17 protein-coding genes are annotated in these 15,632 nt (G+C 45.0%); 16 read left to right on the top strand and 1 reads right to left on the bottom strand.

The annotated features are described in order from the left end of the window. Positions 1 to 9 precede the first annotated feature (9 nt). The 15 genes from prfB to Q8P28_09100 all read left to right on the top strand — a co-directional run bounded on the left by prfB (position 10) and on the right by Q8P28_09100 (position 13,723). A protein-coding gene (gene prfB, locus Q8P28_09170; protein ID MDP2682957.1) for a peptide chain release factor 2 occupies positions 10 to 1,102 on the top strand; the annotation gives its coding sequence in 2 pieces (ribosomal slippage) (positions 10 to 78 and positions 80 to 1,102; 1,092 coding nt in all). Then, positions 1,099 to 1,284, top strand: coding sequence for a DNA gyrase inhibitor YacG (locus Q8P28_09165; protein MDP2682956.1), 186 nt, complete (start codon positions 1,099 to 1,101; stop codon positions 1,282 to 1,284). The genes prfB and Q8P28_09165 overlap by 4 nt, the downstream gene beginning before the upstream one ends. Continuing rightward, positions 1,277 to 1,600, top strand: a complete 324-nt coding sequence (locus Q8P28_09160) for a V-type ATPase subunit subunit G family protein (protein MDP2682955.1) — start codon at positions 1,277 to 1,279, stop codon at positions 1,598 to 1,600. Before Q8P28_09165 ends, Q8P28_09160 begins: the two co-directional genes overlap by 8 nt. Next, positions 1,597 to 3,486, top strand: coding sequence for a V-type ATPase 116kDa subunit family protein (locus Q8P28_09155; GenBank protein ID MDP2682954.1), 1,890 nt, complete (start codon positions 1,597 to 1,599; stop codon positions 3,484 to 3,486). The genes Q8P28_09160 and Q8P28_09155 overlap by 4 nt, the downstream gene beginning before the upstream one ends. A gap of 111 nt (positions 3,487 to 3,597) precedes the next feature. Continuing rightward, on the top strand, positions 3,598 to 3,807 hold the full coding sequence (locus tag Q8P28_09150; protein ID MDP2682953.1) for an ATPase: 210 nt from the start codon (positions 3,598 to 3,600) through the stop codon (positions 3,805 to 3,807). Between the two features lie 73 nt (positions 3,808 to 3,880). Continuing rightward, on the top strand, positions 3,881 to 4,408 hold the full coding sequence (locus Q8P28_09145) for a V-type ATP synthase subunit E family protein (protein ID MDP2682952.1): 528 nt from the start codon (positions 3,881 to 3,883) through the stop codon (positions 4,406 to 4,408). After that, positions 4,389 to 5,459, top strand: coding sequence for a V-type ATPase subunit (locus Q8P28_09140; GenBank protein MDP2682951.1), 1,071 nt, complete (start codon positions 4,389 to 4,391; stop codon positions 5,457 to 5,459). The genes Q8P28_09145 and Q8P28_09140 overlap by 20 nt, the downstream gene beginning before the upstream one ends. A gap of 3 nt (positions 5,460 to 5,462) precedes the next feature. Next, positions 5,463 to 5,792 carry a V-type ATP synthase subunit F gene (locus tag Q8P28_09135; GenBank protein MDP2682950.1) on the top strand — a complete coding sequence of 110 codons (330 nt, stop codon included), beginning with the start codon at positions 5,463 to 5,465 and terminating at the stop codon, positions 5,790 to 5,792. 1 nt (position 5,793) lies between these two features. Then, complete coding sequence (locus Q8P28_09130; GenBank protein ID MDP2682949.1) at positions 5,794 to 7,554, top strand: V-type ATP synthase subunit A; 1,761 nt, start codon at positions 5,794 to 5,796, stop codon at positions 7,552 to 7,554. Further along, positions 7,554 to 8,939: a V-type ATP synthase subunit B gene (locus tag Q8P28_09125; protein ID MDP2682948.1), complete on the top strand. Its 1,386-nt coding sequence runs from the start codon at positions 7,554 to 7,556 to the stop codon at positions 8,937 to 8,939. The genes Q8P28_09130 and Q8P28_09125 overlap by 1 nt, the downstream gene beginning before the upstream one ends. 85 nt (positions 8,940 to 9,024) lie before the next feature. Continuing rightward, positions 9,025 to 9,645, top strand: coding sequence for a V-type ATP synthase subunit D (locus Q8P28_09120; protein MDP2682947.1), 621 nt, complete (start codon positions 9,025 to 9,027; stop codon positions 9,643 to 9,645). A 164-nt stretch (positions 9,646 to 9,809) separates the two neighbouring features. Next, positions 9,810 to 10,505 (top strand): ZIP family metal transporter, encoded by a 696-nt coding sequence (locus tag Q8P28_09115; protein ID MDP2682946.1) that lies wholly within the window; start codon positions 9,810 to 9,812, stop codon positions 10,503 to 10,505. A gap of 15 nt (positions 10,506 to 10,520) precedes the next feature. Continuing rightward, positions 10,521 to 11,816, top strand: a complete 1,296-nt coding sequence (purB, locus tag Q8P28_09110; protein MDP2682945.1) for an adenylosuccinate lyase — start codon at positions 10,521 to 10,523, stop codon at positions 11,814 to 11,816. Between the two features lie 21 nt (positions 11,817 to 11,837). Then, positions 11,838 to 13,031, top strand: a complete 1,194-nt coding sequence (locus Q8P28_09105) for an efflux RND transporter periplasmic adaptor subunit (GenBank protein MDP2682944.1) — start codon at positions 11,838 to 11,840, stop codon at positions 13,029 to 13,031. A gap of 2 nt (positions 13,032 to 13,033) precedes the next feature. After that, positions 13,034 to 13,723 (top strand): ABC transporter ATP-binding protein, encoded by a 690-nt coding sequence (locus Q8P28_09100; protein ID MDP2682943.1) that lies wholly within the window; start codon positions 13,034 to 13,036, stop codon positions 13,721 to 13,723. 35 nt (positions 13,724 to 13,758) lie between these two features. Here Q8P28_09100 and Q8P28_09095 read toward each other — a convergent pair whose 3' ends face one another. Then, on the bottom strand, positions 13,759 to 14,166 hold the full coding sequence (locus tag Q8P28_09095) for a bacteriohemerythrin (GenBank protein ID MDP2682942.1): 408 nt from the start codon (positions 14,164 to 14,166) through the stop codon (positions 13,759 to 13,761). 233 nt (positions 14,167 to 14,399) lie between these two features. Here Q8P28_09095 and Q8P28_09090 point away from each other — a divergent pair, with 233 nt between their 5' ends. Further along, positions 14,400 to 15,626 carry an ABC transporter permease gene (locus Q8P28_09090; protein MDP2682941.1) on the top strand — a complete coding sequence of 409 codons (1,227 nt, stop codon included), beginning with the start codon at positions 14,400 to 14,402 and terminating at the stop codon, positions 15,624 to 15,626. The last annotated feature ends 6 nt before the right edge of the window (positions 15,627 to 15,632 follow it).

Here is a 15,632-nt window from a genome sequence, read left to right as displayed (position 1 = left end):
GAGGATTGAATGTTTGACGAGATTCAGGAAAGACTGAAAGGGCTTCAGAATAAATTGATTGAAATCCGGGGTTATCTTTGACCTGGATGCAAAGGGTAAAAAATTAAGCGAGATAGAAAAGGCCGCAGCAAATCCTGCCTTATGGGAAAAGGCTTCAGAGGCGCAGAGCCTTCTCAAGACGCAGGCAGCGCTCAAGGCAGAGATTGCAGCAGTAGCCGATATTGAAAAAGGTCTGGAAGATGCGTCTATCCTGCTGGAACTTGCCAATTCAGAGAACAGCCCTGAAACCGCAAAAGAGGCGGAGGCGAAATTATCCGATACTGAAAACTACATACATCAATTGGATATCCAGAGGATGCTTGGCGGAGAGCATGACAAACTGAGCGCCATCCTCTCCATCCATCCTGGCGCGGGCGGCACAGAGGCGCAGGACTGGGCAGAGATACTCTTCAGGATGTATACCCGATGGGCTGAGAAAAAGAGATATAACGTTACTGTGGTCGATTATCAGCCCGGAGAAGAAGCAGGCATAAAGAGCGTTACATTGACTGTAGAGGGTGAGTATGCCTACGGCTATCTAAAGGCAGAGGTTGGCGTGCACCGTCTTGTCAGAATATCGCCATTTGATGCAAATCAGAGAAGGCACACGTCGTTTGCATCCGTGTTTGTCTATCCTGAGATTGAAGACGATATTGAGGTTGATGTGAAAGAAGCAGACCTAAAGATAGATACTTTCAGGTCAGGCGGCGCAGGCGGCCAGAATGTAAATAAAGTGGAGACAGCAGTGCGGATAAGCCATATTCCGACTGGTATAATCGTTGCGTGTCAGGCCGAGCGGAGCCAGCATAAAAATAGGGAACTGGCCATGAAGATACTGAGGTCAAGGATTTATGAATTAAAATTAAAAGAACAGGAAGAAAAGATGCAGGAGTTTCACAAAGGGAAAAAGGAGATTACATGGGGAAGTCAGATCCGCTCCTATGTATTGCAGCCGTACCGTTTGATAAAAGACCATAGAACAGGTGTGGAAACAGGCAATGTAGACGCAGTGCTTGATGGAAAGATAGATGAGTTTATAGAGGCGTATCTTTTAAACAAATGACAGAGAAAAAAATCAAATGTCCTGTATGCAAAAAGGATGCTGTGTGGGAAGGCAATTCCTATAGGCCGTTCTGTTCAGAAAGGTGCAGTTTGATTGACCTCGGCAAGTGGGCAGATGGAAAATATTCTGTGAAAGCCGAGGAAGGGGAAGAAGATATGGAAGAGGGCAAAGATAATGAATGAATTTGATGTCATAGAATCTTTAAAGCAAAAAGAAGAGGAGCTTGATAATCTTTTAAATGAGGCAAGGGGAAAGGCCGCACATATTAAAAAAAACGCCCTTATCAAGGCAGATGAGATAAGGCTGTCAATGTTAAAAGAACTTGATACTGCTCTGGAAGATTATAAAAAACAGGAAATGGCGAAGATTGATAAAGAGGCCGAGACGATAAAGCAAGATGCTTTTAAAAAGGCTCAGGATTTAAAGAAGCCGGCAGAGGAGAGAGAAGGAAAGGCTGTTGATATGGTGGTGCGTTATGTAATAGAGGGATATAAATGATAAAGGCAATGAGCAAGGTGCAGCTTATCGGCTCAAAGGGCATGCTGGATGAGGTTATAAGACTGCTTCATAACCTTGGCATTGTTCATATAGAGAGCATGCCCGCAAGGATTGCCTTTGAAGATTCATATATGAGGAGGATGCCTGTTGAGAAGGAAAAGGCTTTGCTTAAGGAAAGGCTTGAGAGGATAGCGGATAGATTGAAGGGGATATATCTCCTTCTTCCTGCATCCGGGGTTGAAAGAGGAGATGGGTTCGTAATTGCCGACATTGCATCCGATGCCTTTCTGCATGAAGTAGATGGATTGGAAAAGGAGGTCAAGGGGCTCCATGCTGAAAAGGCGGAGCTTACAGAGGAGATTTCATCTATTGCGCGATATGAAAAAATATTAAAAGGCATTGCGCCGCTTGTGGCAAAATTAAAGGGGCTCAATAATTTTGAGACGATCGGCATTACCATTGAGCTGGCCAAAGAAGATATTATACCTTTGTTCGAAAATGAGATAAACCGCATTACAGAAACAAGGTATCAGTTCTTTGTAAAGGATATAGATAAAGATATAATAGGCATTGTTATTACCTATCCGCGGCAATATGATACGAGAGTAAAGGCGCTTATTTCCACCGAGGCCATATCAGAGATAAAGCTCCCGCACAGATATGTTGACATGACACTCTTTGATGCGCTCAAAAATATGATAAAGAGGAGAGAAGAGATACCGCTTCTCATAAGAGATATTGACAATAAATTTAAGGAGTTATCAGAGGAATGGTATAAAAAACTTGAAGGTCTCATGGAGTTCTTGCTGAGCACCCTTGATGAATTCAAGGTTCTTGCATACTGCGGCCATACGAGATTTGCGTTTGTCATTGCAGGATGGATTCCAAAGGATGAATACAATACGCTTTCCAATGCTGTTAGAGAGAAATTCGGGGACAAGGTTATGGTTCGGGAGATGGGGGTAAGAGAAGACGAGGTGGATTTGATACCTGTTTATATAAAGAATCCGAAATTTTTAAGGCCGTTTGAGGTCTTTATCAATATCCTGCCGCCGCCCAAATACGGCTCAATAGACCCGACACCCTATCTTGCGCTGTTCTTTCCGACTTTTTTCGGCCTTATGTTAGGCGACATCGGCTATGGCAGCATACTTTTCGTTGTCAGCATTTATATGAAAAGGAGATTTAAGGAGCGGGATTTTATCACTAATCTTGCCTCTGTCTTTACAATATCCAGTGTTTTTGCAATTGTTTTTGGGGCGCTCTTTGGGGAGTTTTTCGGCGATCTGGGAGAAAGGCTCGGCATTTTACATCCCATAATCTTTGACAGATTAAAGGCATTAAAGGTCTTTTTAATACTGGCAATTGGAATAGGGTTAGGTCATGTAATCCTTGGTTTTTTGCTTGCAATAACGAATTATATCCACAGGGGCAAGGCCAGACAGGCTGCGGCAAAGGCATCTGCATTAATATTGATGCTTGCCTTTCTTATTATACTTGCAGTTTTGGCAAAATATCTGCCGAAGGGATTAATGACCCCAGGCGCAGCAGTTATGACAGCGGCCTTAGTTATCCTTATACTGCTTGAAGGGATCATTGGGCCATTGGAGGTAATAAAGGCGCTCGGCAATATCCTTTCATATGCCCGTATCATGGCTATAGGAACGGCGTCGGTCGTATTGGCCATTGTGGCGAATAAACTGGGCGGATTGGCAGGCAATATAATCCTCGGCATTCTTATCGCAGGTATAATCCACACCATAAACATATTCCTCGGCGTTCTCGGCCCGACCATGCATTCATTGAGGCTTCATTATGTGGAATTTTTCAGCAAGTTTTACGAGACAGGCGGAAGGAGATATGAACCGTTCAGAAAACATAAATAAGAGTCAAAGTATCAGAGAGTCATAGTATCAGAGTATCAGAGAAAAGGCGGAGAAAAAACTTTGACTCTATGACGCTTTGACACTCTGAAACTTTAATAATGGAGGTGTTTTATGGAAAAAGGTCTTATTGCGTTGGCTGCGGCCATGGCTATAGCAATCCCTGCGCTGGCAACTGCGTGGGCCCAGAGTAGAATCGGTTCTGCCGGCGCCGGCGCCGTGGCAGAAAAGCCTGAGTTGGGCGGCGTTATTATTATCCTGGTGGCTATACCTGAGACTATGGTGATACTCGGTTTTGTTATAGCCTATCTGATTTTGTCTTAGAGGCTCAATCCTAAAAGATTGAGTTACATGGTAGCTCAAGGCTTTAGCCTTGAGTGTTGTCAAAGGCGCACAAATGATTGAAAAAGAATTATTAAAAACGCTTGAGGAAGACACAAGGCGGGAGTGCGCCTCTATCATAGAGGATGCTCAAAAAGAGGCGGATGATATTATAAAAAAGGCTGCAGAAAAATTGGAAAAGATGAAGCGAGAAAGGCTTGAGCAGGCAAAGGCTTCTCTGCAAAAGGAAAGGATAAAAAGGCTGGCTGATGCGAGATTGCATGCAAATGAAATTATCCTGAGGCAAAGGCAGCTTGCCGTAACAAAGGTTTTTGAGGGCGTGGCAGGGAGGCTGAGTGAACTGAGGAAGGGAAAAGATTATCCTGACATACTGAAAAGGCTTTGCAAAGAGGCAATGGATGGATGGGATGATTCCATGAAAGATGAGAAGGCTTTCGAAATTCTTTCTGATGCGGGAGATATGCTGCCAGGGGTTGTTATTATGAGCAGGGATAAAAGATTTAAGATAATAAATACCTTGAACTCAAGATTAGAAAAAGCAAGACCGGAACTTGTTTCAATGATTGATAAGATTCTTTTTTAAAAAAATGGACTTAAGCTATCTAAACGCCAGAATAAAGGCATGGAAGGGCGAATGCTTAACTCAAGCGGCCTATGATAAACTGATTGGCGCAGAAGGTATTCAGGCTCTTTTATATTGCTTAAAAGATACCGTCTACACAAGGGATATAGAGGCTGCCTCAGCAAGATATAAAAATGAAACAGATATTGCGGAAGGCGCATTCAGAGTAAACCTTGCAAGGGCATTTAGGCAGTTGTGGGATTATTCCCCTGAGGATGCAAGGATTCTGCTGCGCGCTGTATTTTCCATATGGGAGGCCTATGACTTAAAGGCTATTGCAAGGGCCAGGGCAAACGGGATTTCGCCTGACGACAGCATATCTGTTCTTATCCCGGCAGGCGAGATGGACGAATCTGCATTGAAGGAATTAAATCTGCAAAAAGATATACAGGAGGCGGCAAAGCTCCTTCATACATGGAGAAGCCCGTATGCAACGCCGCTCAAAGACGCAATAGAGCAGTACCTGAGAGAAAGAGACCTTATAATCATTGAGCTTGCGCTGGACCGTTTTGTCCATAAATATTGCCTTTCTGCAGCAGAGGGGAATGAGCTGAACAAAAAAATAATTAAAAGATTTGTAATACAAAGGATAGACAGCATAAACATATCAACGCTCTTAAAGCTGGCCGGTGAAGGGCTATCTGCTGCCAGAGCCGCCGGTTATTTTCTTGAAGGAGGCGAAAGGATTAATAAGGATGGGTTTTTACAGCTTTCAGCGAGCAAGGATAAAAAAACAGTCCTGCGAGGGCTTGCAGATTCGGTTAAAGACAGCATTTGGAAAAAGGCAATCAGCGCAGCAGACCATGACGAGGCATTTTTTCTGGAAGAACAGCTTGAAGAATTGACGAGAAAGGAGATGTGCAGACTTGCTGTGATAGAGCCGTTGAGCATTGCCCTTGCCGTCTGCTTTGTTTATAAAAAGATACGCGAGATAAAAAACCTGAGAATCATTGCCAGGTCAAAGATTTTTGATATGCCGTCAATTGAAGTAAAGAGGTTTATTATTATTTAAAATATGTCCAAACTTATTGTAATCACGTATCCTGACACATCTCTTGGGTTTAAGCTTGCCGGCGTTGAGGTCAAAGAGGTTGAAGAGGGCTGGGATATTACGGCTGTTTTAAACGATATTATCAAAACCGGAGAATACGGCCTTCTGGTTGTTGAGGAAAAGTTTTTGGCAAAGGTTGATGAAGGAATTTTGAAAAGGGTTAGAAAAACCGGCGTCCCTGTAATAGTTCCGATAGACACTCCAAAATCATGGCAAGCCGAGGCAGAGATGGAGTCGTATGTGGCCAGGCTTATAAGAAGGGCGATAGGGTATCAGGTGAAGATAAAGAGGTAATATGCAAATCATCAAAGGCACGATATCAGGGGTTTCCGGTCCCACCGTTACCGCAAAGGGCATGAACGGTTCTAAGATGCATACTACCGCCCTTGTCGGCAGGGACGGCCTTCTTGGGGAGATTGTAAGGATTCAGGGCGAACAGGCAATATTGCAGGTCTATGAAGATACGACAGGGCTTTCTGTGGGCGAAGAAGTGATAAGCCATGGCAAACCATTAACCATAAGACTCGGCCCAGGCCTTTTATCTAATGTGTTTGACGGCATACAAAGACCGCTTGAAGCATTGAGGCTAAAGTCAGGCGATTTTATAAAAAAGGGGATAAGCCTTAATGTGTTGCTGGATAAAAAATGGGAGTTTATCCCAAAGGTAAAAAAAGGGGATGCAATTAAATCAGGAGATGTTGTCGGCATTGTCAAGGAAAATGAGAGGATTGAACATAGAATCCTAACCCCCCCAATCCCCCCCTTTCATAAGGGGGTGGTGGGAGGGATTGTCAAAGAAGTTCGCAAAGGTGAGATTACAGGCGATGAGCCTGTTGTCATCTTTGAGGATAACTCCACCATATCGCTCTTTCAAGAATGGCCGGTAAGACAGCCAAGGCCGTTTAAAGAGCGAATATTGCCGAATACGCCGTTTATTACAGGTCAACGTGTGTTTGATACCATGTTTCCTGTGGCAGAAGGCGGCGCAGCAATTGTGCCGGGCGGTTTTGGAACCGGCAAGACCATTGTGGAGCAGACCCTCGCAAGGTATGCAAAATCGGATATTATTGTTTATGTCGGATGCGGAGAGCGGGGCAATGAGATGACAGAGGTGCTGTCGGACTTTCCTAAACTTTCAGACCCATCCACAGGTTTGCCCTTGAGTTTAAGAACCGTTCTTATAGTGAATACATCAAATATGCCTGTTGCAGCAAGAGAGGCGTCTATCTTCATAGGCGCAACTATTGCCGAGTATTTCCGGGACATGGGATACCGCGTTGCGCTTATGACCGATTCCATCTCAAGGTGGGCAGAGGCTTTGAGAGAAATTTCATCAAGGATGGAGGAGATGCCTGGCGAAGAAGGCTATCCGCCGTATCTTGCAACACGGCTCGGAAATTTTTACGAAAGGGCATGCAAGGTAAAATGTCTCGGCAATGAAGAAAGAACAGGCTCTGTTACTATTGTCAGCGCAGTATCGCCGCCGGGAGGAGATTTTTCCGAACCCGTAACGCAGGCATCACTCAGAGTTGCAGGCGCTCTGTGGGCATTAGACACAGACCTTGCATACAGAAGGCACTTTCCGGCGGTTGATTGGAATAAGAGTTTTAGCCTCTATTACAATTTACTTAAAGATTGGTTTGGCAAGGAGATGGCAGAGGATGCGGTTTTGTTGAGAGATGATATTATGAAAATGCTGGAAAGAGAAGGAGAGCTAAAAGAGGTGGTTCAGGTCATCGGTCTTGAGGCATTGCAGGATATAGACCGGCTCACCATGGAGATGGGAAGGGTTATCAAAGAGGTGTTTTTACGGCAGAGCGTATTTAATGAGGCAGACGCATTCTGCACAATGGAAAAGCAATACTGGATGATGAAGTGCATAATTGAATTTTATAATATGGCTAAAACGGCATTGGAGCAAGGGGTATATCTGGAAAAGCTCATTGCAAGCCCGGTGATTGCAAGGCTTATGAGGATGCAGGATATACCAAGTGATGTGTTCAAGCAAAGGGCAGGGGAGATGATAAAAGAGATGGATGAAATTACTTCCAAATAATGGCTATGAATTTATTAACCTACGAATACCAATCCATAACCGGCATACAAGGCCCGCTTATATTTGTTGAAGGCGTTAGCGCCGGTAGTCTTGGAGAGATGGTGGATGTGTGTTTGGCTTCCGGTGAAGCGAGAAAAGGGCAGATACTCCAGATTATGGAAGGCCTTGCTGTGGTGCAGGTGCTGGAAGGCACATCGGGTATTGATACTGTATCATCAAAGATTATACTTAAAGGCGAGACTGCGAAGATTGGCGTATCCCTTGATATGCTCGGAAGGATTTTTAATGGTCTTGGAGAGCCTGCAGACGGCCTTTCCCAGATTATACCCGAAGCAAGACCGGACATAAACGGCCTTCCCATAAATCCTGCTGCGCGGGATAAGCCTGCCCATTTTATCCAAACCGGCATATCAACCATAGACGGTTTGAACACTTTGGTGCGCGGGCAAAAGCTGCCCATATTCTCAGGCGCAGGGCTTCCTGCCAATGAGATAGCGGCGCAGATTGTCCGGCAGGCAAAGGTCGGCGGCGGAGAGCAGTTTTCCATTGTCTTTGGCGCTATGGGAATTACTTCAAGGGAGGCATTTTTCTTTAAGAATGTATTTGAAGAGAGCGGGGCAATGGAAAGGACAGTTGCGTTTATAAACAAGGCAGAGGATCCGACTATTGAAAGGATGTTCACGCCGAGGAGCGCATTGGCTGCGGCAGAATATCTTGCGTTTGAAAAAGGGCATCATGTTCTGGTAATACTGACGGATATGACAAACTACTGCGAGGCCATGCGCGAAATCGGGAGCGCAAGGGAGGAGATACCAGGCAGGCGAGGCTATCCCGGCTACATGTATACGGATCTTGCGGCAATTTATGAGAGGGCAGGGAGGATAAAGGGCAGAAGCGGCTCCATTACACTTATCCCTATACTTACAATGCCTGATGATGATATAACACACCCTATTGCAGACCTGAGCGGTTATATAACAGAGGGGCAGATTGTTTTGAGCAGGACATTATTCAGGAAAGGCATCAATCCGCCAGTGGATGTGCTTCCGTCGCTTTCAAGGCTTATGAATCTCGGCATCGGGAGAGAAAAGACGAGAGAAGACCATCGGGGTCTGGCTGACCAGTTGTATGCCTCTTATGCAAAGGGCAGGGATACGAGAAGGCTTGCCACAATTATTGGTGAAGAAGGTCTTACGGATATGGATAAGAGATATTTGAAATTTGCGGATGAATTTGAAAGGGTGTTCGTGGGGCAGGGAGATGTTGACAGGTCAATAGAGGATACTTTGAAACTAGGGTGGCGGCTTTTATCAATGCTGCCAAAGACCGAGCTTATAAGGATAAAAGAGGAGTTTGTAGAGAAATATTATTCCCATTCCCCGTAGGGGAGGGGCTTGCCCCTCCCGCTTTCGGGCGACCACAAGGGTCGCCCCTACTGTATTAAAAAATCTATTTTCGCATGAACTGACTATGGAAAAGTTTTCATCTACAAGAATAAACCTTCTGCTTCTCAATGCGCGGCTTCTTGTGCTAAAGAGCGGGGCGAAACTATTAAGAAGCAAACGTGAAGCCCTGATGAAGGATTTTTTCAGGTGTCTTGGAGAATGTCTTAAACTCAGGACTAAACTGAACTCACAGATTAGAGATGCAGCTTACGAACTGCATCTTGCAAGGGCATTTCTTGGCGATGCGCTTTATTCAACAGCCTATGCGTCAAAAAGGGATATATCCCTTGATATAAAGGTGAAGAATATATGGGGCGTAAATGTCCCCAGTATAGAGCAGAAGGCATTTGTAAGGACTATGGATGCGAGGGATATTTCACCGGCCGGAGAAGGGACGTTGGCAATTGAGGCTGCAAAGGGCTTTGAAAAGGTGATGGATGCTGTTGTTGCCATTGCCTCCTGCGAGATAAGGCTCAAGAGGGTTGGCGAGGAGATAAGGGCTGATACGAGAAAGATAAACGCCATGGAGGAGATTCTTGTGCCATCCATAAAAAACGGCATAAAGACCATAGAGAGAGTGCTGGAAGAAAGGGAAAGAGAAGATATATATAGGCTGAAGAGATATAAAAGAAGGAGGCAAGGTTAAGGTTGAGGTCAAGGATTTATGAATTAAAATTAAAAGAACAGAAAGAAAAGATACAGGGGTTTCACAAAGGGAAATTGGTAACCTCTTGCATATCAAACAGGTTTATGTTAGTTAAGTAGGCTGATTACACTAATCTTGCCTCATTTCGTATTGGCGTAAAATATATGCTTGAAATGTATGTCTTATATGGATTATTTGCCGGTATTGTTACGCTCATAGCCGGCCTTCTTCCGCTTTTTATTGATTTTAAAGGCATCCGCTACATAATCGCTGTTTCTGCCGGGGTTGTTATTGCCACAGTATTTCTGGACCTTCTTCCTGAAGCAAATCTCAAAAAAGACGCATGGGTGCTCGCCCTCGGTTTCCTGTCATTCTATTTAATCGGAAAACTTACTGTTCTTCATTCATGCGGAGAGATGGAATGCGAGCAGCACAGCATAAACATGGTTTCTATATTTGGCATGGCTCTGGATAATATAACTGATGGCGTTGCTATAACCATAGGCTATCTGACAGACCCGCATATCGGGTTTATCATTATGGTCGCTGTTGTTATCCATGAGATCCCGCAGGATATCACTGCAACTATTCTTATGAAGGACATTGGTTACAGCGCCAGGAAAATGCTTGTCCCCATTATACTTGCGGCAATTGCCTATCCCATCGGCTCATATACAGCGGTCTTTATCCCAAAGACGTTCCACGAACCTGTTATTGCGTTTGTTGCAGGGGCATTCATTTATATAGGCGTGGGTGACTTATTGCTTGAGGCCCACAGAAAGTTTAATATAAATGTGATACTATCTGTTTTATCCGGTTTCGTTCTGATATTTATGATAGAAGCAATTATGGGACATTAAAGAAAGGATCTTTTTATGATAGAGAGATATTCAAGAAAAGAAATGGCAAGAATCTGGGAGCCAGAAAATAAATTCAAAAAATGGCTTGCGGTGGAAATCCTTGCATGCGAGGCATGGGCAAAGCTTGGTGAGATTCCAAAGAATGCGTTGAATAACATCAAGACCAAAGCAGATTTTAACATTCGGAGAATTGACGAGATTGAAAGAATGGTAAAGCACGACGTAATCTCGTTTCTTACCTCTGTTGCCGAGTTTATCGGGCCTGATTCAAGATATATCCACAGAGGGCTGACGTCTTCTGACATACTTGACACATCCCTTGCCCTGCTTTTAAAAGAGGCTGCGGATTTGATTATCACAGATATAAAGAAGCTTATGGAGGTAATCAAAAAACGGGCATTTGAGCATAAAAATACCGTGATGATTGGCCGTTCCCATGGCATCCATGCAGAGCCCATAACCTTTGGCCTTAAGATGGCCTTATGGTATGAGGAGATGAAGAGAAACCTTGCAAGGATGGAAAGGGCAAGGGAGATAATTTCATACGGAAAACTTTCCGGCGCAGTAGGCACATTTGCCAATATCCCGCCGTCTGTTGAAGAATATGTGTGCAAAAAACTCGGGCTCAAGCCTGCGCCTGTTGCAACTCAGATTATCCAGAGAGACAGACATGCGGAATATTTCACAACCCTTGCCATCATCGCCTCATCCATTGAAAAGATTGCAGTGGAGATAAGGCATCTTCAGAGAACAGAGGTTCTTGAAGCAGAAGAACCGTTCACCGATGGACAGAAAGGCTCATCTGCTATGCCGCATAAGAGAAATCCCATCCTGTCTGAAAATCTTACAGGCCTTGCAAGGCTTGTAAGAAGTCATGCTAACGCAGCAATGGAGAATATTCCGCTATGGCATGAAAGAGATATAAGCCATTCTTCTGTTGAAAGGGTTATTGCGCCGGATGCAACAATCCTCGTTGACTTCATGCTGACACGGATGACAGGGCTTGTTAGAGACCTTGTTGTCTATCCTGAAAATATGAAAGAGAATCTAAATAAACTCAATGGTCTGATATTCTCGCAAAGCGTTTTGCTCGCCCTTACAGAAAAAGGCGCTGCAAGAGAGGATGCATACCAGATAGTCCAGCGTAACGCCATGAAGGCATGGAAGGAAAAGAAAGAATTTAAAGGATTGCTGTTAAAAGATAAAGAAGTGACAGAGCGGCTTTCTCAAAAGGATATTGAAGCATGTTTCGATATTTCAAGGCATGTTAAAAATATGGATTATATACTTAAGAGGGTGTTTAAGAGATAGGGAGAGGGGTTATCTAACTTTATGTTCAAGAAAATAATCATAGCTATTTCACTCTTTGCAGCCGTTGCTTCCGGCATATGGTTTTTCCTGATAAAGACAAGTCATCAGATAATAAAATACAAAACTGCTAAGGTTGAAGTTGGTTCCATAGAATCAAAAATTTCTGCAACAGGCACGGTCAATGCCGTTGTTACTGTTCAGGTAGGCAGTCAGGTTTCAGGGACAATAAAGGAACTGTATGCTGATTTTAATTCCCGTGTCAAACAGGGTCAGCTAATTGCCATGCTTGATCAAAAGACATTCACAGCCCAGCGGGATCAGGCAAGGGCGAATCTGATCAATGCAAAGGCCAATGTGGAAAAATCCAATGCAGACATTGTTGATAAAAAGCATAAATTTGACAGATCGTCAAAATTATTCAAAGAGGGTCTTGCCAGCCAGAGCGACAGGGACAGCGCAGAGGCGGCGTATCTTTCCGCCAAGGCTCAGGTGAAATCGGCCGAAGCTCAGGTGGAGCAGCAGAAGGCGGCTTTGGAGCTTACAGAGGTAAATCTTGAATACACGATTATCAAATCACCGGTTGACGGCATAGTCATATCCAGAAATGTTGACATAGGCCAGACTGTGGCCGCATCGTTTCAGACCCCTACGCTTTTTACCATAGCCAAAGACTTGACAAAGATGCAGGTTAATACCAATGTTGACGAGGCCGATATCGGAACGGTAAAGTTGGGACAGGAGGGGCACTTTACTGTAGACGCCTTTCCTGAATCGGTTTTCAATGGAAAGGTTTCACAGATACGCAACGCCCCTATTATTGTCCAGAATGTTGTTACATACGATGTTATTATTGAGGTGTCCAATAAAAACATGGAATTAAAACCTGGCATGACTGCCAATGTGTCTATCGTAACAGCAAGAAAAGATAATGTAATTAAGATACCCAATGCCGCTTTGCGGTTTAAGCCGCAGGAACAGGAATATGCCAATCATAAATCAGCCAAGCAGGAAAGAGGCTCAAAGGTATGGCTGCAAGGCGGTCAACAAATAAAACCGGTGTCAATAAAGACAGGCATCAGCGACGGCAATTTTACGGAGATTATGGAAGGGGAAATAAAGGAGGGGGATGAGGTAATTACCGACACCGCTGTCAAAAATAATAATCAGCCGGGCCGGGCCGGCGCCGGCAGATCTCCTCATGGCTTAATGAGATAACTATGGCGGAGCTTATAGAGGTTGAAAATCTTGTAAAGATATACAAGATGGGCAATGTGGATTTTCATGCCGTCAGCGGCGTTTCCCTTGCTATAGATAAAGGAGAGTTTGTGGCAGTGATGGGGGCGTCAGGTTCAGGCAAATCCACATTCATGAATATCATCGGCTGTCTTGACAAACCCACTGCCGGCAATTATATGCTGGATGGACATGAGGTGGGGACTTTAAGCAAGGACAATCTTGCAGCCATACGCAATAAAAAGATAGGTTTTGTGTTTCAGAGTTTTAATCTCCTCCAGCGCATGTCCGCACTCCAGAATGTGGAACTTCCGCTCCTCTACAACAATTCTACATCAAACGAAAGAAAAACAAAGGCTTTGGCGGCATTACACTCCGTTGGTTTGGAGGGGAGGGAATACCACAGACCCAGCCAGTTGTCAGGCGGACAGCAGCAAAGGGTTGCCATAGCGCGTGCATTGATCAATAGTCCCTCTCTGATTTTAGCGGATGAACCGACCGGCAACCTTGATTCCCAAACCAGCGTTGATATTATGATGCTCTTTAAGAAGCTGAATAAAGAAAACGGCATCACCATTGTTATGGTAACCCATGAGGCCGATATTGCCGCTTATGCTGACAGGCATATCATTTTTAAAGACGGAACTGTGGTAAAAGACGATAAAACCCCTTAAAATCCTCTTTTAACTCTCTGGGCTGACAACGGCATTCATGTCACGCCTCGTTCCATGAGGAACGAGCTATATCTCATGTCGGCTCCGAGGATATGGTTTACCCACCAGTCACCTAAGAAGCGCAGAAGTTCATCAGGAACTGCTGCGTTGTGATCCATTGTATCTTGACAGAGGGCCACGACTTTCATGCGGTAGGCCCTGTGGGCCTCTTTGTGAGTAGCCACCTCAGGGTACCCGTATTCCACAAGAAGTTGCTCTTCCGTAGCGAAATGGTCGCTTGCGTACCTCGTCAACCTCGTAAGCAGTTCGGACACCGTCTCAGAACGAACGTCCACTTCGGGCTTCGAACGTAGCAGATTGATCATATTAATGATCTTCTTGTGCTGTTCATCGAGCCTCGCAACGCCAACACTGAACGACTGATTCCAAACAATCTTCTCCATGTCCGACCCCCTGGTCGCCAGCATGCCAGCTATGGCGGGCTAACCAGTTATTGAGCAGTTTTCTGGACTTTATCCCAAATTTTGAGATCGGTCAAGCGAATTTTAAAATCACAAATTTTAAAATCAACTTGACGCAACTATCAAATTTCATTATATTTACATAGTTGGATAACATCCATTTTGCGCGCTTAACCAGTTTCTTGCCAACATCACAGTCCGGAGGATGTTAGTTTATGAATACCATCGCAACCGTAAAAATAGCAGTCAATGCCCTGAGCATCAACAAGATGCGTTCAGGCCTTACCATGCTCGGCATCATCATAGGCGTCGCCGCGGTGATAGCCATGATATCCGTGGGTTCAGGGGCAAGAGAACAGGTTGCAAAACAGATTGCAAGCATAGGTTCCAATCTTTTAATTATACTGCCTGGAACTGCCACCAGCGGCGGACTTAGAATGGGTTTCGGATCAACTCCCACGCTCACATCAGACGATGCAAAGGCTATAGCGCAGGAGATGCCGGATGTGGCGTATGCTGCGCCGCTTCTGCCCGGCACGGCGCAGGTGGTTTACGGAAACCAGAACTGGAGCACGATTATTACCGGTACGACGCCGAGCTTCTTTGATTTGCGGGATTGGCCAGTTGCATCAGGCATGGTGTTTACCCAGCGGGATGTTGACGGAGCCACAAAGGTTGCGCTCGTGGGCAATATCGTAGTTAAAAATCTCTTTGGCGATGAAGACCCGCTGGGTAAGATTATCAGGATAAAAAAGATACCGTTTAAGGTTATCGGCGTTTTATCGGGAAAGGGGCAATCGCCAATGGGTCAGGATCAGGATGACAGCGTCTATATCCCCGTTACCACCGCGCAGAAAAAACTTTTCGGCACAACATTTCCCGGCATGGTAAGGATGATTACTGTAAAGGCGGTAGCTCCTTCGGCACTTAAAGATGCTGAAAAGAATATTGCGGCCCTCCTCCGGCAGCGGCATCGCATTCCCACAGGCAGGGAGGATGATTTCACTGTCCGCAATCTTACAGAGATGCTGGCAACGGCTGAACAATCGGCAAAGATAATGTCAATCCTTTTAGGTTCAATCGCATCTGTTTCTCTGATAGTCGGCGGCATAGGCATAATGAATATCATGCTGGTATCGGTTACGGAAAGGACAAGGGAGATAGGCATACGGATGGCAGTGGGCGCAAGGGGAGCGGACATACTCATGCAGTTTTTGATAGAGGCGGTAGTGTTGGCCGTTATCGGCGGCGGCGTAGGTATTTTATTCGGCATGGGAGGCTCATGGCTCATTTCATACTTTGCCGGCTGGGAGGTTTCCATATCTGCTGTCGCTATATTTCTGGCATTTGGTTTTTCCGCATTAGTCGGCATATTCTTTGGTTTTTATCCTGCCAGAAAGGCGTCTCTCCTGGCCCCGGTGGAGTGTTTGAGGTATGAGTAGTTGTAG

The sequence above is a fragment of the Deltaproteobacteria bacterium genome, assembly GCA_030690165.1.
Lineage (GTDB): Bacteria > Desulfobacterota > GWC2-55-46 > UBA9637 > UBA9637 > JACRNJ01.
The sequence above is the reverse complement of the archived record's forward strand: the minus strand, read 5'-3'. Positions and strand labels throughout refer to the sequence as shown.